Annotated in this window: 23 protein-coding genes; 12 read left to right on the top strand and 11 right to left on the bottom strand. The window is 69.3% G+C overall.

The window, feature by feature from the left end:
* The first annotated feature begins 40 nt into the window (after nt 1-40).
* From FHU38_RS13835 to FHU38_RS13805, 7 genes are all read left to right on the top strand, one after another.
* Complete coding sequence (locus tag FHU38_RS13835) at nt 41-1,081, top strand: amidohydrolase family protein (RefSeq protein ID WP_167171208.1); 1,041 nt, start codon at nt 41-43, stop codon at nt 1,079-1,081.
* Nucleotides 1,078-1,797 (top strand): metal-sulfur cluster assembly factor, encoded by a 720-nt coding sequence (locus FHU38_RS13830; protein ID WP_167171205.1) that lies wholly within the window; start codon nt 1,078-1,080, stop codon nt 1,795-1,797. The genes FHU38_RS13835 and FHU38_RS13830 overlap by 4 nt, the downstream gene beginning before the upstream one ends.
* A complete protein-coding gene (locus tag FHU38_RS13825) occupies nt 1,794-2,831 on the top strand; it encodes an NAD(P)-dependent alcohol dehydrogenase (protein ID WP_167171202.1) in 1,038 nt (345 codons plus the stop codon). Before FHU38_RS13830 ends, FHU38_RS13825 begins: the two co-directional genes overlap by 4 nt.
* 35 nt (nt 2,832-2,866) lie before the next feature.
* The gene (gene groL / locus FHU38_RS13820) at nt 2,867-4,555 is read left to right on the top strand and encodes a chaperonin GroEL (RefSeq protein ID WP_167171199.1); all 1,689 of its coding nucleotides are present in this window, start codon (nt 2,867-2,869) and stop codon (nt 4,553-4,555) included.
* Between the two features lie 110 nt (nt 4,556-4,665).
* A complete protein-coding gene (locus FHU38_RS13815; protein ID WP_167171196.1) occupies nt 4,666-4,989 on the top strand; it encodes a putative quinol monooxygenase in 324 nt (107 codons plus the stop codon).
* A 62-nt stretch (nt 4,990-5,051) separates the two neighbouring features.
* Nucleotides 5,052-5,744 carry an MBL fold metallo-hydrolase gene (locus tag FHU38_RS13810; RefSeq protein ID WP_167171193.1) on the top strand — a complete coding sequence of 231 codons (693 nt, stop codon included), beginning with the start codon at nt 5,052-5,054 and terminating at the stop codon, nt 5,742-5,744.
* 191 nt (nt 5,745-5,935) lie between these two features.
* Entirely contained in the window at nt 5,936-6,403 is a 468-nt protein-coding gene (locus FHU38_RS13805; protein ID WP_167171190.1) for a YceI family protein, read from the top strand.
* Between the two features lie 136 nt (nt 6,404-6,539).
* Here FHU38_RS13805 and FHU38_RS13800 read toward each other — a convergent pair whose 3' ends face one another.
* From FHU38_RS13800 to FHU38_RS13765, 8 genes are all read right to left on the bottom strand, one after another.
* The gene (locus FHU38_RS13800; RefSeq protein WP_313886767.1) at nt 6,540-6,770 is read right to left on the bottom strand and encodes a hypothetical protein; all 231 of its coding nucleotides are present in this window, start codon (nt 6,768-6,770) and stop codon (nt 6,540-6,542) included.
* Between the two features lie 272 nt (nt 6,771-7,042).
* Complete coding sequence (locus tag FHU38_RS13795) at nt 7,043-7,816, bottom strand: SDR family oxidoreductase (RefSeq protein ID WP_167171183.1); 774 nt, start codon at nt 7,814-7,816, stop codon at nt 7,043-7,045.
* Between the two features lie 14 nt (nt 7,817-7,830).
* Nucleotides 7,831-9,000 carry an NADH:flavin oxidoreductase gene (locus tag FHU38_RS13790; RefSeq protein WP_167171180.1) on the bottom strand — a complete coding sequence of 390 codons (1,170 nt, stop codon included), beginning with the start codon at nt 8,998-9,000 and terminating at the stop codon, nt 7,831-7,833.
* Nucleotides 8,997-9,590 carry a TetR/AcrR family transcriptional regulator gene (locus FHU38_RS13785; protein ID WP_167171177.1) on the bottom strand — a complete coding sequence of 198 codons (594 nt, stop codon included), beginning with the start codon at nt 9,588-9,590 and terminating at the stop codon, nt 8,997-8,999. Before FHU38_RS13785 ends, FHU38_RS13790 begins: the two co-directional genes overlap by 4 nt.
* Nucleotides 9,591-9,675: 85 nt before the next feature.
* A complete protein-coding gene (gene narI, locus FHU38_RS13780) occupies nt 9,676-10,410 on the bottom strand; it encodes a respiratory nitrate reductase subunit gamma (RefSeq protein WP_167171175.1) in 735 nt (244 codons plus the stop codon).
* Complete coding sequence (gene narJ / locus FHU38_RS13775) at nt 10,407-11,078, bottom strand: nitrate reductase molybdenum cofactor assembly chaperone (protein ID WP_167171172.1); 672 nt, start codon at nt 11,076-11,078, stop codon at nt 10,407-10,409. The genes narI and narJ overlap by 4 nt, the downstream gene beginning before the upstream one ends.
* A complete protein-coding gene (gene narH / locus FHU38_RS13770) occupies nt 11,075-12,775 on the bottom strand; it encodes a nitrate reductase subunit beta (protein ID WP_167171169.1) in 1,701 nt (566 codons plus the stop codon). The genes narJ and narH overlap by 4 nt, the downstream gene beginning before the upstream one ends.
* Nucleotides 12,775-16,470, bottom strand: coding sequence for a nitrate reductase subunit alpha (locus tag FHU38_RS13765; RefSeq protein ID WP_167171166.1), 3,696 nt, complete (start codon nt 16,468-16,470; stop codon nt 12,775-12,777). The genes narH and FHU38_RS13765 overlap by 1 nt, the downstream gene beginning before the upstream one ends.
* Before the next feature lie 195 nt (nt 16,471-16,665).
* Here FHU38_RS13765 and FHU38_RS13760 point away from each other — a divergent pair, with 195 nt between their 5' ends.
* Nucleotides 16,666-18,945: a heavy metal translocating P-type ATPase gene (locus FHU38_RS13760; RefSeq protein ID WP_313886766.1), complete on the top strand. Its 2,280-nt coding sequence runs from the start codon at nt 16,666-16,668 to the stop codon at nt 18,943-18,945.
* A gap of 15 nt (nt 18,946-18,960) precedes the next feature.
* On the opposite strand, the gene FHU38_RS13755 is transcribed toward FHU38_RS13760, so the two are convergent.
* From FHU38_RS13755 to FHU38_RS13745, 3 genes are read right to left on the bottom strand one after another with little or no spacing between them, the layout of a single operon-like run.
* Nucleotides 18,961-19,869 (bottom strand): sulfite exporter TauE/SafE family protein, encoded by a 909-nt coding sequence (locus tag FHU38_RS13755; RefSeq protein WP_167171163.1) that lies wholly within the window; start codon nt 19,867-19,869, stop codon nt 18,961-18,963.
* A 4-nt stretch (nt 19,870-19,873) separates the two neighbouring features.
* Nucleotides 19,874-20,461 (bottom strand): rhodanese-like domain-containing protein, encoded by a 588-nt coding sequence (locus tag FHU38_RS13750; protein WP_167171160.1) that lies wholly within the window; start codon nt 20,459-20,461, stop codon nt 19,874-19,876.
* Nucleotides 20,458-21,837 carry an MBL fold metallo-hydrolase gene (locus FHU38_RS13745; protein ID WP_167171157.1) on the bottom strand — a complete coding sequence of 460 codons (1,380 nt, stop codon included), beginning with the start codon at nt 21,835-21,837 and terminating at the stop codon, nt 20,458-20,460. The genes FHU38_RS13750 and FHU38_RS13745 overlap by 4 nt, the downstream gene beginning before the upstream one ends.
* Nucleotides 21,838-22,346: 509 nt before the next feature.
* Here FHU38_RS13745 and FHU38_RS13740 point away from each other — a divergent pair.
* The 4 genes from FHU38_RS13740 (at nt 22,347) to FHU38_RS13725 (ending at nt 25,997) form a co-directional block, all read left to right on the top strand.
* On the top strand, nt 22,347-22,721 hold the full coding sequence (locus FHU38_RS13740; RefSeq protein ID WP_208416426.1) for a hypothetical protein: 375 nt from the start codon (nt 22,347-22,349) through the stop codon (nt 22,719-22,721).
* Between the two features lie 104 nt (nt 22,722-22,825).
* Nucleotides 22,826-23,095, top strand: a complete 270-nt coding sequence (locus FHU38_RS13735; RefSeq protein WP_167171152.1) for a DUF1876 domain-containing protein — start codon at nt 22,826-22,828, stop codon at nt 23,093-23,095.
* Between the two features lie 15 nt (nt 23,096-23,110).
* Nucleotides 23,111-24,025 (top strand): DUF3048 domain-containing protein, encoded by a 915-nt coding sequence (locus FHU38_RS13730; RefSeq protein WP_167171149.1) that lies wholly within the window; start codon nt 23,111-23,113, stop codon nt 24,023-24,025.
* A 193-nt stretch (nt 24,026-24,218) separates the two neighbouring features.
* On the top strand, nt 24,219-25,997 hold the full coding sequence (locus FHU38_RS13725; RefSeq protein WP_167171146.1) for a sensor histidine kinase: 1,779 nt from the start codon (nt 24,219-24,221) through the stop codon (nt 25,995-25,997).
* Nucleotides 25,998-26,096: the final 99 nt, after the last annotated feature.

Genomic DNA, 26,096 nt, shown 5'->3' with positions numbered 1-26,096 from the left:
CCCCTTCCCCCAACCGCGACACACAGAGAGGCGTCAGGCGATGTACACCAAGGACGGCGAGAACTACTTCATCGTCGACAGTCACGTGCACTTCTGGGACGGCAGCCCAGCCAACCAGGCCAACCGGTACGGCAAAGGCTTCATCGAGTGCTTCTACGACTACTCACGAAACCTCAGCCCGCAGGAGTGGGTCTGGCCGCTGGAGAAGTTCGAGAAGTACACCGAGGCCGACCTCATGCACGACCTGTTCGAGATCGGCTACGTCGACAAGGCGATCTTCCAGCCGACCTACCTGACCGACTTCTTCGTGAACGGCTTCAACACCACCGAGCAGGACGGTGTGGTCGCGCAGCGGCACCCGGACAAGTTCATCGTGAACGGCTCGTGGGACCCGCGCGACGGGGAGGCCGGACTCGACCGGCTCGAACAGCTCGCACAGCGGTGGGGGTTGCGGGGAGTGAAGCTGTACACCGCGGAATGGAAGGGGCAGTCAAAGGGCTGGAAGCTCACCGACGACTGGTCGTACCGGTACCTGGAGAAGTGCCGGCAACTGGGCATCCGCAACATCCACATCCACAAGGGCCCGACGATCTATCCGCTCAACCGCGACGCCTTCGACGTAGCAGACGTCGACGACGTCGCCACGGCGTTTCCCGATCTGAACTTCATCATCGAGCATGTCGGGCTGCCCAGGTTGGAGGACTTCTGCTGGATCGCGACACAGGAACCCAACGTCTACGGTGGACTCGCCGTTGTGATGCCGTTCATCCACACCCGGCCACGCTACTTCGCGCGGGTGCTGGGCGAACTGCTGTACTGGCTGGACGAGAACCGGCTCACCTTCGCCAGCGACTACGCCATCTGGTCACCGACCTGGCTGGTGGAGAAGTTCGTTGACTTCCAGATACCGCAGGACATGCAGGACGAGTACGGGCAGCTCACCACCGACATCAAGAAGAAGATCCTCGGGCTGAACGCGGCCGCGTTGTACGACATTCCAGTCCCGGAGGAGGCCAGGGTGAGTCCCGAACCGGCGGACAGCGGTGAGGCGGTCGGCTCGGCGCCGGCGGTGCCGGCATGAGTTCGCGCGCGGCCTCGACACGCTCGGCGTCGGGCCTTTCGTCGAGGGTGTGGGAAGCGCTCGGCACGGTCCGCGACCCGGAGCTGGACCAGCCGATCACCGAACTCGGGTTCGTGCGGGAAGCCGGTGTCGGCGACGGCGGGCAGGTTCGGGTGCGGCTTCGGCTGCCGACCTACTTCTGCGCGCCGAACTTCGCCTACCTCATGGTCGCCGACGCACACGACGCGATCGCCGGTGTGGCAGGAGTGACCGAGGTGGACGTGCGGCTGGAGGACCACTTCGCCGCCGAGGAGATCAACGCCGGGGTGGCGCGGGCCGAGGGCTTCTCCGGGGCCTTCCCCGAGCAGGCAGCCGGTGAGCTGGACGAGCTGCGCCGCACCTTCCAGCGAAAGGCACACGCGGCGTGTCTGGAACGAGCCTGTGCCCGGCTGCTGGCGCAGGGTTGGCAGATCGACGCGCTGGCCGGGCTGCGGCTCGCGGATGTGCCGTCCTCAGCGGAGCGTGACAGCTTGCTGCGCCGCCGCGGAGCGCTAGGCCTGCCGGTCGGGCCGGAGTCGCCGCTGCTGCTCGACGACGACGGCGCGCCGATATCGGCGGCCGACGCGCCCGCCCGGCTCAGGTTCGCCAGAACGGTGCGGGTGAGCATCGACGGCAATGCCGCGTTCTGCCGCGGCCTGCTGCACACCAGGTACCCGGAATCGGAGGCAAGCAGATGAAGGCGGTACGACTGCACAGCTACCACAGCAGCCCGGTGGTGGAGGACGTCCCCGAGCCAAGGGCCAAGCAGCCGTTCGACGTGGTGGTCAGGATCGGCGGCGCGGGCGTGTGCCGTACCGACCTGCACATCATCGAGCAGCAGTGGGAGGACAAGTCCGGCGTCACCCTGCCGTACACGCTGGGCCACGAGAACGCCGGGTGGGTGCACGAGATCGGCTCCGCGGTGACCAACGTCGCCGTCGGCGACCCGGTGATCCTGCACCCGACGCCCACCTGCGGGCTGTGCCGAGCCTGCCGCGCCGGCGACGACATGCACTGCTCGGCGAACTCGTTCCCCGGCATCGACAGCGACGGCGGCATGGCGGAGTTCCTGCTCACCTCCGCCCGGGCCTGCGTGAAGCTGGAAAGCGGCACCCGCCCGGAGGACGTGGCCGCGCTCGCCGACGCGGGTATCACCGCCTACCACGCGGTGCGCAAGGCCGTACCGTCGCTGTACCCGGGCACCACCTGCGTGGTCAACGGCGCGGGCGGGCTCGGCCACATCGGCATCCAGTCGCTGGCCGCGCTGACGGCCACCAGGATCGTCGTGGTCGACCGCAATGCCGAAGCGCTCGCGCTGGCAGCCGAACTCGGGGCGCACCAAACCGTGCTCGCCGACGGCAAGCACGTGGACGCGGTACTGGAGTTGACCGACGGCAACGGTGCGGAGGTGGTGCTCGACTTCGTCGCCGAGCAGGGCGCACAGCAGGACGCCTTCGCCATGACCAGGCGCGGTGGCTCGCACTTCGTCATCGGGTACGGCGGCAACATCGACATCCCCACGATCGACATCATCTCCACAGAGCGCAACGTGGTCGGCAACCTCGTGGGGACCTACAACGACCTCGCTGAGCTGATGGTGCTGGCACAACAGGGCAAGGTGCGGCTGCACACGCAGAAGTACCCGCTGGACGCCGCGATCGACGCACTGTCCGATCTGGACGCTGGTCGGGTACGTGGCCGCGCCATCCTCGTGCCGGACACGGCACACTGATCGGCTTTCGTTCGCACAGAAGGGCAGTGACGTAAATGGCGAAGGAACTGCGGTTCGGCCCCACGGCGCGCGACCTGCTGCTGTCGGGTGTCGACAAGCTGGCCGAGTCGGTCAAGTCGACCCTGGGGCCCAAGGGACGCAACGTCATCCTCGAGCAGATCACCGGCTCGCCCGTCGTCACCAACGACGGCGTGACGATCGCACGGGAGATCCACCTCAAGGACCAGTTCGAGAACATGGGTGCCCAGCTGGTCAAGGAAGCCGCGATCAAGACCAATGACGTCGTCGGCGACGGCACCACCACCGCGACCGTGCTCGCGCACGGGATCATCAGGGAGGGCATGGCCGCCATCGCGAAGGGCGGCAACCCCGTTCTGATCCGGCGCGGCATCGATCTCGCCGTGAACCGGCTCGTGGAGCACCTGCGGTCGGTCGCGCACCCGGTGCAGACCGAGCAGGACTTCGCCCGGGTGGCGGCGATCTCGGCCAACGACGACGACGCCGTGGGTTCCGTCATCGCCAAGGCACTGCACACCGTCGGCGATTCCGGCGTGGTCACGGTGGACGAGTCCCCGGAGCCGGGGATGAGCGTGCAGTTCGTGGAGGGTTTCGAGATCGACAACGGCTACCTCTCGCCCTACATGGTCACCGATCCAGGCAGCCTTGAGGCCGTCCTCGACGACCCCTACATACTGCTGTGCAGCGAGAAGATCACGAAGGTCCAGCAGTTGATGCCACTGCTCGACAAGATCATGAAGGCACCCCGGCCGCTGCTGATCATCGCGGAGAACCTCGAGGGCACCGCGCTGAGCATGCTGGTGCACAACCACGTGAACGGGGTGTTCCAGTGCGTCGCCGTGCGTGCGCCCGGGTTCGGTGATCGAAGGCTGCACAAGCTGGAGGACATCGCCGCGCTCACCGGTGGCTCCGTCTACAGCAGGCACTCGGGGCTGACACTGGAGACGATGGGGACCGAGCACCTCGGCCGCGCAAGGCAGGTGCGGGTCACCGCCGAGCGCACCAACATCATCGGGGGTGCCACCGCCGACCAGGTGGACTTCCGGCTGGCCCAGCTGCGGGCTGAGCTGGAACGCGCGACGTTCGGCGCCGACGAGGACGTGCTCACCGAGCGGATCGGCGCGCTGTCAGGCAGGGTCGCGTTGATCAGGGTGGGGGCGCACACCCCCTCGGAGCTGAAGGAGCTGCAACACCGGGTCGAGGACGCGCTGTCGGCCACCAGGGCGGCAATGGCCGAAGGAATCGTCGCGGGCGGTGGCGCGGCGTTGCTGCACGCCGCCCCCGCACTGGACGACCTCGACGTCGACGACGACTACGCCACCGGCGTGGACATCGTCCGGCGCACCCTCAGCGACCCGGTGTATCTCATCGCCGCCAACGCGGGCTACGACGCCGACGAGGTGACCGCGCACGTGGCACGGCAGGGCGCCGACGACGGGTTCGACGCGTTGCGGGGCCGCTACGGCGACATGGTGGCGCTTGGCATCATCGACCCGCTGCGGGTGGTGCGGTCGGCGTTGCAGAACGGTGCCTCGGTGGCCGGGTTGCTGCTGACAACCAACACCCTCGTGGCCGAGGAACAGACACCGTGGGGCGGCAGCCCGGCGCTGATGACGGAATTCGGCCCGCTCGACGAAGGGCTGCGACAGCCGTCCCCGGACGCGAGCACCCCGCAGTCGCTGGGGCTCGGGCCGTCCGTCGGCTGAACCGGCGCCAACCGTGAGCTGGTCGTGGTCCGGGTACGTCGCGGGTCCCGGACCACGACCTACCAGTGACCCACCACCGCAACGTCAGACCCTGGCCCTGGGAGGCAGGCGTGATCTTCATCGTCGTCAAGTTCACCGTCCGAGGCGAGTACGCCGACAGTTTCCTGGACCGGATCGAGGAGTTCACCCTGGCCACGCGCGCGGAGCCGGGCAACCTGTTCTTCGAGTGGTCGCGTGCTGTGGCCGACCCCAACGAGTTCGTGCTGCTCGAGGCGTTCGCCTCGGCCGATGCGGGCAAGGAACACGTCGAGTCCGCCCATTTCAAGGCCGCGATGGCATGGCTGCCGAACGTGGTCGCGCGGACCCCTCGGATCGTGAACGTCGAGGTACCCGGTGACGGATGGGCTCGGATGGCTGAGGTGACCCCGGCCTGAACGGGGTTACGCCGTAAGCGGATTCGCGCCACCGGCCTGTCTCGGCCGCCTACGCTGCGACCATGGAGATCATCGAGGTCGCGGCTCGGCTGTACCTGCTGCGGTTCGACATCGGCCAGGCGTACCTGTGGCGCGACGACGACGGCCTGACACTGATCGATGCCGGTCCGCCTGGTCACGGCTCGCCGATTCGGCGGGCCGTGACCGAACTGGCGCCACGCGGTGCGACCGTTGACCGGATCGTGCTCACGCACTTCCACGGCGACCACGCCGGTTCGCTCGCCGAGATCCGGCAGTGGTGCGCCGCGCCGGTCCTCGCGCACCGGCTGGACGCACCCTACGTGCGCGGGGAGCGCCCCGCGCCTGCCCCGGTGCTGCAGGACTGGGAACGGCCGCTGTTCGAGCGGGTCGGTGGCCACCTCACCGGCCCGCCCGCCGAAGTGGATCGCGAACTGCGGGGTGGTGAGGTCCTCGACTTCGGTGGCGGCGCGCGGGTGCTGTCGGTTCCCGGCCACACCGAGGGAAGCATCGCGCTGCACCTGCCTTCGCACGGGACGCTCTTCACCGGCGACACGATCGCCGAGCACGGGGGAGAGGTCATGCTGGGAGTGTTCAACCTCAATCGGGAGCACACCGTCGAATCGATGCGCAAGCTCGCGCGGCTCGATTCGACCGTCGCCTGCTTCGGACACGGCGAGCCGGTCACCGCCGCCGCGTCCTCGGTACTGCGTGCGGCGTCGGCGAAGCTTGGCTGAGCGTTGCACGCGGCTCCGGCGTGGCCCGGCACGGCGACCGAGGCCGATGCCGGAGCCGGTGAGGACGGAACCGACGGCAACCCCGGCGGGTGATGCGCCACCGTACCCACGGCGGAGAAACTGGGCCCAATGAGCACACCGCCTCCGAAGGTCACCGGTGTCGAGCTCACCGGGGAGGGGAGTACCGAATAGTGCCCGGCCGATCCACCGGCTCGTTCACCACCAGCCACCTGTTCGGGCTGGGCAAGGTACGCGGCAGCTTCCGCATCGAGGACGGCCTGATTCGCGTCACGGACCCGGTGGGTGGTTCGTCGGCTCGCGCGACGATCGCCGCGGCGAGTGTGGACACGGGCAACTCGGCACGGGACTCGATGCTGCGCTCGCCGACCTACCTGGACACGGCGGCACACCCACACATCACCTTCGCCTCGACCCGGGTGGAGGAGATCGAAGGGACGTGGCTGTTGCACGGGAGGCTGACCGTGCGAGCCCGAAGCGGTTCCGTCGAGTTGTGGGGTGGACCGGGCCGAGACGGACGAGACCTCGGTCCGGTTGACCGCGAGCTGCCGGATCGACCGGTACGCGTTCGGGTTTACCGCGATGAAGGCAATGACGGGCAGGTGGCGGACCATGCTGCTGGACCTCGCCGCGGAACGTGATTATTGAGCGACCGGCCGCCACGATGGGGTTTCGCGCGTGGCCGCGCACCCGGGCATTTCGGCGCGGCCGGACCGGCGCGACCGAAAGTGAATTGCCGTCACGGCATGCGACAAGTACGGCTGCCGCGAATCGGTGCTATTCCACCGAGGCGACGTCCACGACCCGGTCGTGGCGAACCCATGTCGGCTCGGTGTCCTCTGCGGATTCGTCCGGCTGGGTGGGAATCCAGACGACGGCGGTATAGGGATCGGAGATCGGATTGGCCACGACCGTGCCGTGCCTGCACAGCCCACGCCAGGTGGCGGGCGTGCTCGCCAGGTAGGTGATCCGGTCACCGACATGGACATCGTGGGCACGATTGGTCACGACGGCTCCCTCCGTGTCCGTGTTTCGATCCTTGCACATCTCGACAGCGTCGCCGGATCGACAGGGCTGTTCGCACTGTGCTGACGGCAAAACCCTACACCAAAACCGCCGCACGAGAAGGTCGGTCACAGGGAAGGGTGACGCTCGAAGTGCCGGGTTCGATAATGCGAAAGGAATTCAACGAAGGGCTGCCGAGAAATTCGTGATCGATTATTGTCGGCGAATTGCGCGGGCCGGCACCAGGCAATCTTCCCGGCCCACCACGACCGCGATCAGAACCGGGTCGGCCGCAGCAGCGCGTCGACCCCGCCGTCGATCACCAGTTGCGAACCGTGGACGAACCCGGCCTTCGGGCTCAGCAGGTAGCTGATCAGGGTGGCCACCTCCTCGGGCTTGGCGTGCCTGGGAATGGGCGCGACGAATTCCCGGATGGCCTGGCCGTAGCGAGCGTCGGCCATGCCCTGCGACAGCAGCGGGGTCTCCACCGACCCGGGGGCGACAGTGTTGAGTCGCACGCCCGCCGCGCCCCACTCGGCGACGCGCCTGCGCACCGCGACGGTGAGCGCGTTCTTCGACCCGGCGTAGGCGAACTGGCCCTTGTACTCCCCGCCGACCTCGAGAGCGGGTCCGACACCCGCCTCGTCGCCGGACTCGATGACCGAGGCCAGCGGGTTGTCGTCCCAGGTGATGTGCGTGGAGGAGACCGACGACACCACCACGGCGGCGGCGTCATCACCCTTGCGCAGCGCGGGGAACAGCCCGTCCAGCATGGCGATGGTGCCGAAGTAGTTGACGGCCACGATACGTTCGGCGTCATCCACGTGCGGCCCGAGTCCCGCGCACAGCACGAGGCCGTCGAGCGTGCCCCCGCACCGCTGCAGTACGGCGTCGACCGCGCCGCGCCTGCCCTCCCGCGTGCTCAGGTCCGCCGTGATGTCGGCGTCGCGCAGATCGACACCGACGACCTCCTTGCCTTCCTCCAGCAATGCCGCACGCGTGGCCGCTCCGATACCCGAGGCCGAACCGGTGACGACGGTCAGGGACACGATGTTGTTCCTCCTCAGCGTGGCACCAGTACGCAGCGGGTGCCGTCGTAAATAGTGGGCATGCATTTGTTGCAGTGAATGCACGCCGATTTCGTACGAGAATCGGCCTCTATCAGCCGGGGCAGGTTCGGTTCCCGCAGCAGCGCGCGAGCCATCGCGACGAACGAGAAGCCCTCCGCCATCGCGGTGTCCATCGTGGACTTTTCTGTGATACCGCCGAGCAGGATCAGCGGCATCCGCAGGTTCCTGCGGAACTGCCGCGCCCTGTCGAGCAGATATGCCTCCCGATAAGGGTATTGCCGTAGGAACGCCCTGCCCGCCAGCCGGATACCCAACCGCTGCGGCGTGGGGAACTGCGCGGCGAAGTCGCGCAGCGGCACCTCGCCCGTGAACAGGTACATCGGGTTGAGCAGCGAGCTTCCCGCCGTTAGCACGAGCGCGTCCAGGCTGCCGTCGCCTTCCAGCCACCGCGCGACCTCGATGCTCTCGTCCAGCCAGAACCCACCCGGCACGCCGTCGTCCATGTTGAGCTTGGCGGTGACGGCGATCCGGTCGCCCACCGCGGCTCGTACCGCGCGCGCGACCTCGAGAGCGGGCCGTGCCCTGTTACGCAGCGCGCCCCCGAACTCGTCGTCGCGCCGGTTCAGTTTCGGGCTGAGGAACGAGCTGATGAGGTAGTTGTGTCCGAAGTGGAGTTCCACGGCGTCGAATCCGGCCTCGGCGGCCCGCACGGCGGCTTCGGCGTGGGCTCGCACGATCCGTTCTATGTCGGTCTTGCTCGCGGTTCTGGTGAGCCGCAGGCTCAGCGGGCTCAGCCTTCGCCACGGGGCGAGCGCGGGCAGCCGGTTGGACACCGCGTTGGCCACCGGGCCGGCGTGGCCGAGCTGGGCGCTGATCGCCGCGCCGGTGGCGTGAACGGCATCGGTGAGCCCGCGCAGGCTCGGGACGGCGTCGGCGGTCATGAGGATCTGGTGGCGGTCGGTGCGGCCCTCGGGCGCGACGGCGCAGTAGGCGACCGTCGTCATGCCGACCCCGCCCTCGGCGTGGCGGACGTGGAAGTCGACCAGTTCGTCGGTGACCACACCGCGTGGAGTGGCACCTTCGAACGTGGCGGACTTGATGATGCGGTTGCGCAGCCGCACCGGGCCGAGCTGTCCGGGCGAGAAAACGTCGGGGGCGGTCACGGTGCGTCCAATCCGGCGGTGACGAAGGCACGCACCGTGCGCACGTGGGCGGTACCCGAGGTCCCCGCGGTGGTCAGCGGAGCTCCGAAGGACTGCAGGATCAGGTCGAACGCCAGAATCCAGCGGCGCGCGGCTTCCTTGCCGGACAGGTCGGGCCTCGCGGCGCGAAGCAGCGCCACCCACGGCTGCAGGCTGAACCAGCGCGAGGTCCATTCCATCTCGCTGCGGCCAAGCACGAACCGCGCGAGCAACTGTACGTGCAGCCTGCCGATCGGGTCGGAGGTCAGGTCGGCGAGCGGGGTGAGCACGACGTCTACCAACTCGCCGACCGCCGGTGTCCAGCCCTGGTTGCGGCGGTCGAGCAGGTCACTGAGCCGGTCCTGCCACACCGGCGCCATCCGGCTCTCCAGCAGCGCCGCGACCAGCGCGTCCTTGGAGCCGAAGTGGTAGTGGACGGCGGCCGGGTTCATCCCGGCCGCCGTGTTGATGGCCCGCACGGACACCTTGTCGTACCCGGACTCAAGGAACAGCCGCTCTGCCACGGTCAGCAGGCGATCGCGCGCCGACTGCCCCGTTGAGGTGTTCAGCATGGCAAGCAGTACACCTCACCGGCGCACCCGAGTCAATCACTGATTGATTTCCGCGAGTCCCCCGCTCCTGCCCGCGAGTTCCCCGCTACGGCACGCGCTCCCACCCCCGCCGGGGAGTGCGGGTGCCCAGCCGCGACTCTCGGCTGCGGTAGACGATGTAGGGCCGGGTCAGGTAGCCCAGCGGCATCGAGAACACGTGCACCAGCCTGCTGAACGGCCAGAACGCGAACAGCGCCCACGCGGCCAGCGCGTGCAGCTGGAATCCGAGCGTGGCTTGCAGCATCAGTTCCGGCTGTGGCTGGAAGTAGAAGATGGACCGGAACCACGGCGAGACAGTCTCGCGGTAGTCATGCGGGTCCGCGGTGAGGTTGCCGAGAACGGTGGTGCCGAGCCCCAGCACGATCGTACCCACCAGCAGCACGTACATGATCTTGTCGTTGCGGGTGGTCGCGGAGAACACCGGCCCGACGGTGCGGCGACGGTAGACCAGGATCGCGGCCCCGGTGAGCGTGCAGAACCCGGCGACCACCCCGAGCGCGACCGCGAGGAAGTGGTAGGCGGACTCGCTGATGCCCACGGCGTGTGTCCACGACTTGGGGATCAGCAGACCCGCCACGTGTCCCACCGCGACGATGAGGATGCCGAAGTGGAACAGCGGACTGCCCAGTCGCAGCAACCGGTTCTCGTACAGCTGCGACGACCGCGTCGTCCAGCCGAACTTGTCGTAGCGGTAGCGCCAGATGTGGCCGACCACGAACACCGCGATGGCCACATAGGGCACAACCGCCCACAGCAGGATGTCGAGCCCGGATAGATTCACTGGTCCACTCCCTGATCGGTAGCCGTCGCGTAGGGTTCGAGGCCGACTTCCTCCTCCGGCGGTCCCTGCGCGACGAGCCTGGCCACCGCCTCGTGCTCGCGCCTGCCCAGCGGTGGCAGCGTCGCGCGAACGGAGTCCAGCACGCCCGCCCACGGCGAGCCTGCCTCGTGCAGTCCGCGACGGATCAGCTCCACCCCGGCACGGTGCTCGGTGAGCAGCCGTTGCCCGGTACGGGCGTCGACGGTCGCGGCGAACTCCAGCACCACGGCGAGGTGGTCGGGTAGTTCGCCGTCGTCGAGCCGCTGTCCCGCGGCACGGTATGCGTGCGTGAATCGCAACAGCGCCATGCCCCGCTTGCGGGTGTCGCCGTAGGCGAAGTAGGTGAGGTAGGGGCTGAACCGCTTCCTGTGGTCGAAGGTGGCCACGTAGTCGGCGGCCAACTCGGTGAGCGGCGTGGTGTCGACATGGTCGAGGAAGCCGGCCAGCGGCCCGCCGAGCGCGTCGGGCAGCGCCGTTGCCGCCGCGCGCAGCAGCCCGCGATGCTCCAGCAGTCGCTCGTCGGGGTAGTTCAGCAGCAGCGACTGCGCCTGCCACGCCGCCGCCCGCTCGCGATCGGTGATGCGCGGTGCTTCGCCCTGGCGCGTGTCCTGGCGTCGACCGATTCTCATGGCTTGGGCTCCGTCTCGCCTGCCGGGTCGCCGCCGCCTGGCCGTTCTCGTTCCTGCGGCGGGAACAGCCCCTCCGGGCGCCCCTTCCCGTCCCAGTTGAGCAGGTTGACCCTGCTGCCCTTGTCGACAGGCGTCGCCGGGGTGTCGACGGTCTGCCGGTCGCGCAGCATCCGGAAGTTCTCCACCGCGATCGGGGACGGCCCGCCGGAGGACTCCCCGAACGGCCCGGAGCCACCCATACCGGGACCACCTTCGTAGTCGAGGCTGCACTCGGTGGCCAGCTCCTCGAGGCCGTGCGCCTGCTCCGCGTGCGCGGGCGGGATGACGTAGCGCTCGTCGTACTTCGCCAGTGCGAGCAGCCGGTACATGTCGTAGACCTGCTCGCCCGTCATCCCGACGGCCGAGGCGATTTCCTCCCTGGGTTCGCGGCCGAGGTTGATGTCGCGCATGTAGGAACGCATGGCCGCGAGGCGACGCAGCACCGCGTTGACCGGCTCGACGTCTCCCGCGGTGAACAGCTGCGCCAGGTACTCCACGGGAATGCGCAGCGCCTCGATCGCCGCGAACAGGTTGTCGGGGTCCTCGGCGTCGTGTCCGGTGTCGCGCACGACATCCACGACGGGCGAAAGCGGCGGGATGTACCAGACCATCGGCATGGTGCGGTACTCCGGATGCAGCGGCAGCGCCACCTCGTAGGTGTTGATGAGGCTGTAGACGGGGGAGCGCTGCGCGGCCTCCACCCAGTCGAAGGGGATGCCGTCACGCTCGGCCTGCGCGATCACCGCCGGATCGTTCGGGTCGAGCAGGATGTCGCGCTGCGCCTGGTAAAGCCGCTGCTCGTCGGGTGTGGCCGCGGCCTCGGTGACGCGGTCGGCGTCGTAGAGCACAAGACCGATGTAGCGCAGCCGCCCCACACACGTCTCCGCGCACACCGTCGGCAGCCCCACCTCGATCCTGGGAAAGCAGAACGTGCACTTCTCGGCCTTGCCGGTGCGGTGGTTGAAGTACACCTTCTTGTAGGGGCAGCCCGTCACGCACATCCGCCAGCCCCGGCAGCGGTCCTGGTCCACCAGCACGATGCCGTCCTCGGTGCGCTTGTAGATCGCCCCGGAAGGGCACGACGCCGCGCACGAGGGATTGAGGCAGTGCTCGCAGATCCGTGGCAGGTAGAACATGAAGGTCTGCTCGAACTCGAAGCGGACCTTGTCGGCGATGTCCTTGCGCAACGGGTCCTGGTGACCGATGTCGGGCGCGCCACCCAGGTTGTCGTCCCAGTTGGCCGACCAGGTGATGGTGGTCTCCTCACCGGTGATGAGCGACCTCGGCTTGGCCACGGGGGTGTGTTCCTGCAGCGGCGCGCTGGTGAGGTTGTCGTAGTCGTAGGTCCAGGGCTCGTAGTAGTCGTCGATGCTGGGCAGTTTCGGGTTGCTGAAGATGGTGAGTAGCTTGCGCAGCCGCCCGCCCGCCTTCAGCGCCAGCCTGCCCCTGCGGTTGAGCTTCCACCCGCCGAGCCAGCGTTGCTGGTTCTCGTAGGTGCGTGGGTAGCCTTGCCCCGGCCGGGTCTCCACGTTGTTGAACCAGACGTACTCCACACCGGAGCGGTTGGTCCACGCCTGCTTGCACGTCACCGAGCAGGTGTGGCAGCCGATGCACTTGTCGAGGTTCATCACCATCGCCATCTGTGCCATCACGCGCATCAGAACCGCACCTCCTGGCTACGGCGGCGGATCACGGTCACTTCGTCGCGCTGGTTCCCGGTGGGGCCGAGGTAGTTGAACGCGAACGAAAGCTGCGCGTACCCGCCGATCAGGTGGCTCGGCTTGATGAGCAGCCGGGTGAGCGAGTTGTGGATTCCACCTCGCTTGCCGGAGGTCTCCGCGCGTGGCACGTCGATCAGCCGCTCCTGCGCGTGGTGCATGTAGACGGTGCCCTCCGGCATCCGGTGCGACACGACCGCCCTGGCGACCACGACACCGTTACGGTTCACCGCCTCGATCCAGTCGTTGTCGGAAACGTCGATCTTCACGGCGTCCTCTTTGGACATCCAGATGGTGGGTCCGCCTCGGGAGAGGCTCAGCATGAAAAGGTTGTCCTGGTACTCGGAGTGGATGGACCACTTGCTGTGCGGGGTGAGGTAGCGAACGGCGAGGCCGAGCTCGCCGGTCTCGCCGACGGCGGGTTCGGCGAACAGCGCGGTCATGTCCAGCGGCGGCCGGAACACCGGAAGGCACTCGCCGAGTTCGGCCATCCAGTCGTGGTCGAGGAAGAAGTGCTGCCTGCCGGTGAGTGTGTGCCATGGCTTGAGCCGCTCCACGTTGATGGTGAACGGGGAGTAGCGCCTGCCACCGGACTCCGAGCCCGACCATTCCGGCGAGGTGATCACCGGCACCGGCGCCGACTGCGTGTCGGCGAAGGTGATGCGCTTGCCCTCGTGCTCGGCGGCGAGGTCGGCCAGCCGGGTGCCGGTACGCGCTTCGAGGGTGGTGAACCCCTGCGTGGCGAGATGGCCGTTCGTGGTGCCCGAAAGCGCCAGGATCGCTTCGCACGCGTGCACGTCACGCGCGATCGACGGCCTGCCGTCGGCCGGGCCGCCGCGCACCGTGCCGCAGGCGTGCCTGAGGTAGTCCACCTCCTGCTGGAGGCCGTAGGTGATGCCCTTGGTGGTGGCGCCGAGCGAATCGAGTAGCGGCCCGAGCGCCTTCATCTTGGCGCCGACCGCCGTGTAGTCGCGTTCCACCACGGTGATCCTCGGCATGGTGCGCCCAGGAACCGGCTCGCACTCGCCCGCCTTCCAGTCGCGCACCGACCCGTGCGGGGTGGCCAGCTCGTCGGGTGTGTCGTGCAGCAGCGGCGTGGCCACGACGTCCTCGCGGGTGCCGAGGTGGTCGGCGGCGAGCTTGCTGAACGTGGTCGCGATGGTCTGGAACGCCGCCCAGTCGGTGCGGGTCTGCCATGGCGGCGCGATCGCCGGGTTGAACGAGTGCACGAACGGATGCATGTCGGTGGTGTTCAGGTCGTGCTTCTCGTACCAGGTCGCCGAGGGGAGCACGACGTCGGAGAACACCGTGGTGCTCGTCATCCGGAAGTCCAGCGTCAGCAGCAGGTCCAGCTTGCCCTCGGGTGCTTCGTCATGCCACACCACGTCCTTCGGTCTAGCGCCGGCCGGGGTCTGCTCGGCGCGCAGCGATGAGTCGGCCCCGAGCAGGTGCTTGAGGAAGTACTCGTTGCCCTTGCCCGAGGAGCCGAGCAGATTGGCGCGCCACACGCTGAGCACCCTGGGGAAGTTGCGCGGCGAGTCCGGGTCCTCGCAGGCGAACCGCAGCCGCCCCGCGCGCAGTTCGGAAACCACGTGCTCGGCGGCGGGAACCCCGGCCTGCCTCGCCTCGTCGGCCAGCTCCAGCGGATTGCGGTCGAACGTCGGGTAGCTGGGCATCCAACCCATCCGCGCGGCCTTGGCGAGCACGTCCGCGGTGGTCCGCCCCGCCAGATCGCCCTCGCCCGCGCGCGCGGCGAAGGTGTCGGCGCCGAACTGGTCGTAGCGGAACTGGTCGGTGTGCAGGTACCAGTAGGCGGTCTGGATCATCTGGCGGGGCGGACGCGCCCAGTCGAGTCCGAACGCCAGCTGCGACCACCCGGTGAACGGGCGGCACTTCTCCTGCCCGACGTAGTGCGCCCAGCCGCCGCCGTTCACCCCCTGGCAGCCGGTGAGCGTGGTCAGCGCGAGGAACGCGCGGTAGATGGTGTCGGAGTGGAACCAGTGGTTGGTCCCCGCACCCATGATGATCATGGAACGGCCCCTGGACTCCTCGGCGTTGGTGGCGAACTCCCTGCCGATGCGCTCGGCGGCGCGCGCGGGCACCCCGGTGATCACTTCCTGCCACGCCGGTGTGCAGGGGCTGGCCGCGTCGTCGTATCCGGTGGGCCATTCGCCGGGAAGCTCCGGCCTCGCGACGCCGTACTGCGCCAGCAACAGGTCGAACACGGTGGTGACGAGGTGCCCGCCGACGCGGCGCGCGGGCACGCCCCGCACCAGCGTGCCGCCCGCGCCGTCGGCGCCGTCGAAGCGGGCCAGTTCCACCCGCACCGGCTCACCACCCTCCGCCGACAGCAGCGGATCCACCTCGCCGAGGTCCAGATTCCACCGGCCGGCACCCTGCTCGCCGAACCGGAAACCAAGCGACCCGTTGGGCACCACCGGCTCGCCGGTGCGGGCGTCCAGCAGCACGGTCTTGAACTCGGAGTGCTCGCTGTCGCGGCCGAGGTCGGCCTCGGTGAGGAACTTGCCTGGCACGTGGCGCTCGCCGTGCGGTTCCAGCCGGACCAGGAACGGCAGATCGGTGTAGCGCTTGACGTAGTCGGTGAAGTAGGGCACCTGCCTTTCCACGAAGAACTCGCGCAGCACCACGTGCCCCATGGCCATCGCCAGCGCTCCGTCGGTGCCGGGCCGAGGGGCCAGCCAGTCGTCGGCGAACTTGACGTTGTCGGCGTAGTCGGGGGAGACCGCGACCACCTTCTGCCCCCGATACCGCGCCTCGGCCATCCAGTGCGCGTCGGGGGTGCGAGTGACCGGGACGTTGGAGCCCCACATGATCAGGTAGGCGGCGTCCCACCAGTCGCCGGACTCCGGCACGTCGGTCTGGTCACCGAACACCTGCGGGGAGGCGACGGGAAGATCGGCGTACCAGTCGTAGAACGACAGCATCGATCCGCCGATCAGCGAGACGAACCGGGCGCCGGAGGCGTGCGAGACCATCGACATGGCCGGGATCGGGGAGAACCCCGCGACCCGGTCGGGCCCGTACCGCTTGATGGTGTGCACATGCGCGGCGGCAACCAGTTCGGCCGCCTCCTCCCAGCCGGCCCTGACCAGCCCGCCACGGCCCCTCGCCGACTTGTACCTGCGCGCGCGCTCGGGGTCCTCCACGATGCTTTCCCAGGCCAGCACGGGGTCACCGAGCTCGCGCTTGGCGTCGCGGTACATGTCGAGCAGCACGCCGCGCACGTACGGGTATCGCACGCGGGTCGGAGAGTAGGTGTACCAGGAGAACGCGGCACCGCGCGGGCAGCCGCGAGGCTCGTACTCCGGGCGGTCCGGCCCCACCGACGGGTAGTCGGTCTGCTGGGCCTCCCAGGTGATGATGCCGTCCTTGACGTAGACCTTCCAGGAGCACGAACCCGTGCAGTTGACGCCGTGCGTCGAACGCACGACCTTGTCGTGACTCCAGCGGTCGCGGTAGAACTCGTCGGCCTGCCTGCCCCCGATGTGGTGCAGCGTGCGTAGGTCGGCGGATACCTCACCTTTGGTGAAGAACCGGCGGGTGCGCACCAGCGCGTCGACAAGTTCGTTGTCGAGCCCTGCCCTGTCCGCGCCTCTGTTCGTTCCAGCGGTCACCGTGGTGACCCCCCTTCCGGCGAGTCGCCTCGCCTGCCGCTGCTCGTGTCCGGCCGGATTCGACCGTATCGGCGCGGACAACCTCGTGCAGGATGTGATCATTCGGCGGCCGGGTTCGGAAGTGTCGAAGGTCCCCAGGGCGAGCCGACCATCAGCCCTTCCGGCGACGCGAGCGCGGTTCCTAGGTTGCGACGGGTGAGGCGCATCCTGTCCCCGGAGTCCCTGTTACTCGCGGCGGTCGCGCTGCTGCTGGCCTGCGGTGGCGTCGGTTGGCTGCTCGACGCGGAAGTGGTCGCCGACGCGCTGTGGGCGGCCGGGACCGGTGTCGCGTTGCTGCCCGCGACCTGGTGGGTCGTCCAGGAGTTGCGTAACCGCCGCTACGGTGCGGATCTGCTGGCGGTGCTCGCGCTGGCCAGCACACTCGCGACGGGGGAGTACCTCGCGGGTGCCGTGGTGGCGCTGATGGTGGCCACCGGCAGGCTGCTCGAGGCCTCCGCGGGCCGCCGTGCGGGCAGGGACCTGTCGGCGTTGCTGGAACGGGCACCGCACGACGCGCACCTGCGCCGCGGCGGACAGGTCGAGACGGTGCCGGTGGAGCGGGTGCGGGCGGGTGACCGCGTCGTGGTGCTGCCCGGCGAGGTCGTGCCCGTCGACGGGACCGCGCTGACGGAAGGGGTGTTCGACGAGTCGGCGCTGACAGGGGAGTCCGCCCCGGTGGTTCGCCAGGCCGGTGACACCGTCCGCAGTGGCGTGGTGAACACCGGCGCCGCTGTGGACATCGAGGCGGTGGCCACCGCGGAGGCGAGCACCTACGCGGGCGTGGTGCGACTGGCCGAGCAGGCCGCCGCGGGCACGGCGCCCGTTGCGCGGCTCGCCGACCGCGTGGCCGTGTGGTTCCTTCCGCTGGCGTTGCTGATCGCCGGTGCCGCGTGGGCGGCCAGCGCGGACCCGGTGCGCGCGGTGGCCGTGCTGGTCACCGCCACACCGTGCCCGCTGCTGCTTGCCGTTCCCATCGCGGTGACCGGCGGGATGTCGCGCACTTCGCGGTCAGGTGTCGTGGTCAAGGGCGGGGCCGCGCTGGAGTTGCTCGGGCACGCCAAGTCGCTGGTGATGGACAAGACCGGCACCGTGACCGCGGGCAGGCCGGAGGTCACCGACATCATCTGCGGTCCTGGCTTCGGCACCGACGAGGTGCTGCGGTTGGCGGGCGCGGTCGAGCAGTACTCCCCGCACGTGCTCGCCGAGGCGGTGCTACGCGCGGTGCGGCGCGCGGGAGTCGAGCCCGCGTCGGCCGACGGCGTCAGCGAGGAACCCGGCAGGGGCGCGGTCGGCACGGTGGGCGGCAGGCAGGTGCGCCTCGGCAGGCTCGCCGCCGACCGGGCGCTTCCCGCATGGGCAAGGGCCGCCGCGCGAAGGGGCAGGCTCGATCTGGCCAGCGTGGTGTGGGTCGAGGTCGACGACGAGCTGGCCTGCGCGCTGCTGGTGCGCGACCGGATCCGGTTCGACGCGGCGCGCACCATGCGCCGACTACGCGCGGTCGGGGTGGAGCATGTCCTGCTGCTCACCGGCGACCGGGTGGACAACGCGCGGGAGGTGGCCGGGATGCTCGGGCTGGACGAGGTGCAGGCTCAGGCCAGCCCCTCGGACAAGATCGAACGGGTGCGTGCGCAGCGCGAGCTCGGCACGACGATCATGGTTGGTGACGGCGTGAACGACGCCCCCGCGCTGGCCGCGGCCGACGTCGGGATCGCGCTGGGCTCGCGCGGCTCCACGGCGGCGGTGCAGGCGGCCGACGCCGTGATCGTGGACGACCGTATCGACCGGCTGGCTGACGCGGTGGAGATAGCGCGCCGCTCCCGAAGGCTCGCGGTGCAAAGCGCCGGTGCGGGCACCGTGCTGTCGCTGCTGGCGATGCTGGCCGCCGCGGGCGGCTGGCTGATCCCCGTGCTTGGCGCGGTCGTGCAGGAGGGCATCGACATCGCCGTGATCGCCAATGCGTTGCGTTCGCTGCGGATGCCCCAGCGTGGCGGGCGGCACGACGAGGCCGACGCGCTGCTGCGACGGTTCGCCGCCGAGCACGAGGAGTTGGAGCCCGCGAGGGCGGCGGTGCGTCAAGCAGCGGACGCCCTGTCGGACGGCGCGGGGCCGCGGGCCGACGTCGCCGTTCGCAGGGCTTACGAGGTGCTCACCGAGCGGCTGCTGCCGCATGAGGCGGCCGAGGAGACCGAGTTGTACCCGGCGCTGGCCGAGGTGCTCGGCACCGAGGAGGGAACGCTCACGATGAGCAGGGGCCACGCCGAGATCCAGCGGTTGGCCCGGCGGCTCGGTCGCCACCTGGCGGAGACGCCCGAAGGCATTCTGCCGGACCAGGTGGACGACCTGCGTGCCGTGCTCTACGGGCTCGACGCGGTACTCACCCTGCACTTCGCGCAGGAGGAGGAGGCGTACTTCACCTTGGCCGCCGAGCGGTCGTGAGGCCGGAGGGCGCGGTTACGACGACACGTCGACCCTGTCGATTTCGTCGGTCTTGCGCTGCTGCCCTCGGTGTCGCCGGTAGCCGACGAAGGCGAGTGCCGCCGCCGCGGCCACCGCCACCGGGATGATCCAGGCGATCGGGTGGTCGGCCAGTGCGCTCCACACCTGCGAGGGCAGTTGCTGGATGAGCAGGAAGCCACCCATGACGATGACGAACCAACCGAAGCCCTTGCGCAGCACACCCTCCGGGATGCGCCCCGCGAGCCGCCCGCCGATCACGCCGCCGACGACGGCGGCACCGGTGACGGCGAGTGCCAGTGGCCAGTTGATCTCGACACTGGCCAGGTAGCCCGCGAGACCGGCGAAGGACTTCATCGCGATCACCACGAGCGAGGTTCCGACAGCGACACCCATCGGCAACCCGCCGAGCAGTGCCAGCGCGGGAACCACGAGGAACCCGCCGCCCGCACCGACCAGTCCGGTCACCAGCCCTACAACGACGCCCTCGAAGATGACCTTGCCGATGGGCATTTCGCCGTGGACCTTGGGTGCCTCGGCGCCGTCACGGGCGCGCCTGCCCCTGATCATCGCCACCGCGGTGGCGATCATCATCAGGCCGAAGCCGACGAGCAGCCACACGCCGGGGATGAACTCCGCGAGCCGTCCACCGCCGTAGGCGCCCGCCATGCCCGCTGCGCCGAAGATCAGTCCGGTTCGCCAGCGAACCCGGCCTGCCCTCGCGTGCGAGATCGCGCCGAAGGCGCTGGTGACGCCGACGACGAACAGCGACATGGCGATCGCCTGCTTGGCGTCGACTCCAGCCAGGTAGACCAGGATCGGCACGGTGAGGATGGAGCCGCCGCCGCCGAGTACACCGAGCGCGAGCCCGATGAACACGGCGGCGGCGATGGTCAACACGAGCATCGGATCACGACCGCTCGACCCGTAGTGCGGCGAACACGTCCTCGACGGTGGTGCGTGGACCCCGGTTGTACGGCAGCTTGGCCAGCAGCATGCCCATCGCGCAGGTGTTCGTCACGGCCGCGAACGTCAGCCCCGCGCCGACGAAGGCGGCGACCCACTTCGCGGGTGGGAACACGATGCTGAGCAGGATCGAAAGCAGCACGAGGGAACCCGCTACGAGCCGCACCTGCCGTTCCAGTTCCCAGCGCTGGTCGCCGCGGTTCACCGGGCCGCCGTCGGCCATCCAGGCAGCGATCCCGCCGTCGAGGATGCGCAGGTTCGGCAGCCCGGTCTCGGCCAGCGCGCGCTCGGCCTGCGCCGCGCGCCCCCCCGCCTTGCAGATCAGCACGACCTGCTCGTCGAGGTGGTTGCGCAGTTCGGCGCGGTGCTCCCGCAGCAGGTCGAGCGGCACGTTGTACGAGCCGGGGATGTGCGCGCTGTTGAACTCGCCGGGGGTGCGCACATCGATCAGCCGGGGGGCCCTCCCGGTGTCCAGCAGCCGTCGCAGTCCTACGACGTCAAGTCTGACCGGGGAGTCGGCCGACGTGCTCATGCATTCTCCTTGGTGGTGACTGGGGCGTTGTCGAAGCTGTCGTCGATGCACACCACGGTCCTGCCCGCCCGAGCGAGCAGGCTCGCGGCCGCGGCGGCGCGGTAGCCGCCCTGGCAGTGCACCCACACCGTGCCCTCGGGGATCTTGTCGATGCTGGTCGGCAGTGCGGGCAGCGGGATGTGGACGGCACCCTCGATGTGGCTCGACTTCCATTCGTTGTCGAGCCTGACGTCGACCACGACGTCAGGTGAGGGGAATCCGTTGGGCGGGTTGCCCTGCTGCGCCGCTACCAGGTCCGCGAAGGTGGCCACGGGCAGTTCCTCGAGGCGCCGCTCGTCGTCCGCCCACTGGTCGGGAGTACCGGTGGCCTGGGCGGCGGGTCGGTCGATGCCGATCCTGACGAGTTCGCGCTGCGCCTCGGCGACCTGCTCCGGCGAGTCGCCGAGCAGCGTGATCGGCTCGCCCCAAGGCGCCAGCCAGCCCAGCCAGGTCGCCATCGGGCCGTCGATGCCGAAGCTCAGCGTGCCGCTGAGGTGCCGGTGGGCGAATGCCTTGCGGGAGCGCAGGTCCACGACCCACTCGCCCCCGTCGATGCGCTTGCGCAGTTCGGCGGGGTCGGCGATCTGCGCGGGGGTCAGGTCGGCCAGGTCGGCGCCGTTGGCGTTGGCGACGCCCATGTGCGCGTAGTACGCCGGGTAGGCGTCCAGGCCGGCGAGGGTCTGGTTGACGAAGTCGTCCGCTTCCAGGCGCAGTGCCGGGTTCTGCGTGCGCTCGCGTCCGATGGTGGAGGAGTTGCCGTCCGCCTGCGTCGCGGAGCAGAAGCTGCCGAACCCGTGGGTCGGCCAGACCAGGGCTCCGTCGGGGAGCAGGTCGGCGAGCCTTCGTGCTGAGGCGTGCTGGTGCTGGGCCAGGGTGTGCGCGTGCTCCTGGCCGAGCAGGTCGGTACGCCCCGTGGTTCCGAACAGCAGCGACCCACCCGTGAACACGCCGACCGGGCCTTCGGAGCCGTGCAGCACGTAGGACAGGTGGTTGAAGGTGTGGCCGGGGGTGGCCACCACGCCGATGCGCATCTGATCGGAGATGGTGAGCTCGTCGCCGTCGCGCACCGGGGTGCGGTCGAAGGCCACGTCGTCGTCGGCGGAGACGAGGTATTCAGCGCCGGTCGCCTTGGCCAGCGCCAGACCGCCCGAGACGTAGTCGTTGTGCATGTGTGTCTCGACGACGTGCGTGATCCGCACTCCCAACCTGCCCGCGGCGGTGAGGAAGCGATCGATGTCGCGTTGTGGGTCGACCACCACGGCCACCTGCCCGTCGTGGGCCAGGTAGCTGCGGTCGCCAAGGGAGGAGGTCTCCACGACCTCGACGTCAATCGGCATTGTGTGTTTGCCCTTCGCTCGTCGACGGTCTTGCATACCCCAAGGGGTATCTGACCCAACCACGATAACTTAGGTTCGCGCTTGGTTTCCACTACCCCGAGGGGTATAGATCAAAACCACTGGTCAGCGCAACCGCCTTCGGCGATGACCCGCGCGTCGGGGTAGTTCGACCCTGACCAGGGTGTCAGTGTGCCCGACAGCATGGCGAGGATGACGGCAACCTACCGGTAAACCATGACGAACGGTGGCGAATCGGATGTGTCACCGACGACGGCGAGCTGCCGGGCAATCCAATTGACAGGCTGGCAACAGGGTTAGGCTGACCACGAGGTCCAGCGCATCGGGCAAGTGGCCCCGGACCTCACCGGATGCCGCCCGGGCCGGCCGGCCAGCGTGCCCTGCCGCCGAACGCCGCCCGCCCGGCAGCAGGCGCGCGAACGAAAGGACGGCGAATCGTGAGCTCAACGGCAGCCGCGGTCACCAGCGCGGTCGTGTTCGGCTGGCTCGGCATGGTGGTGGCGATCTCGTTCATCGAGGCACCACTGAAGTTCCGGGCACCAGGCATCACCATCCCGCTCGGGCTCGGCATCGGGCGGCTGGTGTTTCGGGCGCTCAACGTCGCCGAAGCGGTGCTCGCCCTCACCGCGCTGCTCGCCGTGATCCTCGGCGGGGCGACGCCCGCGGTGCTCGGCCTCACCATCGCGGTGGCGGCGATCCTGCTGGTGCAGATCGCCGTCGTACGGCCACCGTTGTCCCGCCGCACCGACCGCGCGCTCGCGGGGGAGGAACTGCCCAGGTCAAAGGCCCACTTCGGTTACGTAGCGCTCGAGGTCGGCAAGGTGGTGTGTCTGCTGATCCTGGGTGTGCTGGTGGTGTCCCTGTGAGGCGCGCGGTTGCCGATCGGTGACGAAAGTCCCTTCGGTGCCCGGCGCTTCGCGGGTTTGGCTGGGGACGTCGAGAGGCGGTACCCGTAGTCAAGGAGGCCGACATGGGCCACGCGATCAAGTGGAAGATGGAGATCTTCATCGACGAACACGCCGACACCACCAGGGCCGAGGCCAGGCTGCACACCAGGGAGGGCACGCTGCGCACCGGTGTCGGGCTCGCCCGTCGAAACCCGAGCGACACCGACGTTCCCGAGATCGGTGACGAGCTCGCCGTCGCCCGGGCACTGGCGGACCTGTCCCACCAGCTCATCGAGGCGACCGCGGCCGACATCGAGGGGGTCACCCACCGGCCCGCGCACCTGACCAGCTAGCGGGGCCGGGCAGCGGTGACGCGCGGGACCAAGCTGTCGCTGGCCGCCGTCGCAGCGGTGCTGGTGATCGCCGCCGCGATCGTCGGCGTCCTGCTGCTCACCGGCGGCGACGATCCCGGTGATAGGCCAGTACTCGCCATCAAGATCGACAACGTGGCCGCCGCGCGCCCGCAGACCGGCCTCGGCTCGGCGGACGTGATCTACTGCGAACCGGCGGAAGGCGGGCTGACCCGGCTGGCCGCCGTCTACACCACCGAGGTTCCCGAGGTGGCCGGGCCGGTACGCAGCGCCCGCGAGACCGACCTGGAGCTGCTTTCGCAGTACGGCAGCCCGGCACTGGCGTTCTCCGGAGCGGCGCCCGAACTCGATCCGCTGTTACGGGACGCGCCGCTGCTGGACGTCTCGCCCGGGCCGGAGTCGGGTGCCTACTTCCGCGACGGGTCCCGCCGCGCACCACACAACCTCTACGTCCGGCCACGCGAGCTGCCCGAGGGCTCCGGCCGAGGAGCCGACCAGGTGCTGCGATTCGCACCCGCGCCCAGCGGCGGCACACCCGTTACCGAGCACACCGTGCGCTATCCGGCCGCGAGCCTGCGCTTCGAGTGGGACCGTCAGGCGGGCCGGTGGCTGGTGGAGCTGAACGGTACGCCGCTGGTGTCGACCGAGGCGGGACAGTTGCGGGCGGCGACCGTGGTGGTACAGCACGTGACCACCCGGCCAGGGGTGGCCGTTCGCGACGCGGCGGGCGCACCCTCACCGGTGCTTGACACCGTTGGAAACGGTGACGCCACGGTGTTGCGTGACGGCAGGTCGTTCGACGCCGAGTGGTCGCGCTCCGACCCCGACGACGGCACCAGCTTCACCACCGGATCCGGTCAGGCGCTTCCGCTCGCCGAGGGGCCCGTCTGGATTCTGCTGGTTCGCGACTGAAGCGCGCTCCCCGCGGCCGGGCGGGCGGCAAGGGCCGAAAGTCCCTCGGGGGATTAGGTGCCCGCTTGCCGGGTAGGTCTTGTAGCGGGAACGGTGTTGCTGATCCGCTCGCGACCCCGCCACGGGGTGAGGCCATGCGCGTGGTCCGGGTGAGTCGGCTTGGGGCATCGCCTCTCGGCGAAGGGAACCCGGTATGCGAACCAAGAACGGCTCCGGTGACTCGGCAGGAGAACAGCTCCGGCACCCGAAGGTGACCCAGGAACTGGCCGGGCTCAAACTCGACGAACTGCTCGGCGGTGTTCAGGACCGGCTAACGGAGATATCGCGGACAGGCGATCGACTGCAGGGCCTGCTGGACGCCGTGCTGGCGGTTGGTGGCGAGCTCGAGCTGGACGCCACACTGCAACGCATCGTCAGCGCGGCGGTGGAGCTCGTGGACGCCCGCTACGGCGCGCTCGGCGTGCTCGACGGCGCCGAGGGTGGCGGTCTCGCCGAGTTCGTCCACGAGGGCATCGACGAACGGACCAGGGCGAGGATGGGACACCTGCCGCAAGGCCACGGCGTGCTCGGCTTGTTGATCGACGACCCGAGGCCGATCCGGCTCGCCGACATCGCCGACCACCCGTCTTCGGTGGGTTTCCCGCCCAACCATCCGCCCATGCGAAGCTTCCTCGGTGTTCCGGTGCGGGTACGCGACGAGGTGTTCGGCAACCTGTACCTGGCCGAGAAACGCGGTGGTGGAGAGTTCACCGTCGACGACGAGATCGTGCTGCGCTCGCTGGCCGCGGCGGCGGGGGTCGCCGTGGAGAACGCGCGGCTGTTCGAGCAGTCCCGGATGCGGGAACGCTGGCTGGAGGCCGTGGCCACGATCAACGCCGAGATGCTCGCCGGTGCCTCACTGGACGACTCGCTTGGCAGGATCGCCTGGTTCGCCAGGGAACTCGCCGCCGCCACCGGTACCGCCATCCTGCTGGTCGACGGTGACGGCGACGGCGAGACGGCAGAGACGGCGACGGTGGGGGCGGTGTCCGGCCAACTCGGCGACAACATCGCCACCGGCGGGGTCTTCACGGTGGATTCCGTGCTAGCCGACGTGATGCGCACCCTGGAGCCGAAGGTGATCCCCGACCTCAACACGGCAACCTCGACCCTGCCAAGCCCGGTGAGCGAGCTGTGCGGGCCCGCGGTGGTCAGCCCGCTGCGCAGCACGGCGGGCGCGAGCGGGTTGCTGCTCGCGGTCAGGGAGAAGGGCGGTTCCCAGTTCCACAGCCACCAGGTGCAACTGCTGGCCTCCTTCTCCGCACAGGCCATGCTGGCACTGGAGTTCGCGAACAAGCAGGACAGTGAACGCCAGCTCGCGTTGCTCGCCGACCGCGACCGCATCGGCCAGGACCTGCATGATCACGTGATCCAGCGGCTGTTCTCAACCGGCATGGGACTGCAGGGCGTGCTGCGGCAGGTCAGTGACCCGCACGCGTACCGGCGCATCCAGGAAGCGGTGGAGCACCTCGACCAGACGGTCCGCGAGATCCGCACCTCGATCTTCGACCTGCACTCCATGGGCAGGGACCAGGGCGCGACCAGCCTGCGCAGAGCGCTGCTCGACATCGTCGCGGAGCTGACCGCCGACACCGGGATGTCGCCGTCGATCCGGATCTCGGGCGCGGTGGACACCCTCGTGCCGCAGCACATGGTGGAGCACGTTCAGGCCGTCGTGCGCGAGGGCATCAGCAACGCCGTACGCCACTCCAAGGGCAGCCAGGTGCTGCTGGAGGTGGACGTCGACGAGTCGGTGACGATCAGGGTCGCCGATGACGGCATCGGACCGCCACCTCGGGGGCAGGGACGCAGAAGCGGGCTGCGCAACCTGCACCGGCGCGCCGAGGCGTGCGAGGGCGAGGCGAGGATCGAGCCACGCGAGGGCGGCGGGACCGTGCTCTGCTGGACGGCCCCGCTGTCCGGTCCGGACTGAGCTTTCCTAGGCTTCTCCGCTTGCTTTCCCGTGGCCTTTCCGCACCGAGTCCGACGGAAGGCCAAACCGGGGACCTTATGCCCTTCATTTCCGGCTCCC

Origin of the sequence: Saccharomonospora amisosensis (assembly GCF_011761185.1) — a bacterium.
Taxonomy (GTDB): Bacteria; Actinomycetota; Actinomycetes; order Mycobacteriales; family Pseudonocardiaceae; genus Saccharomonospora_A; species Saccharomonospora_A amisosensis.
Note: the sequence above shows the minus strand (reverse complement) of the source record. Positions and strands in the feature narration are given on the sequence as shown.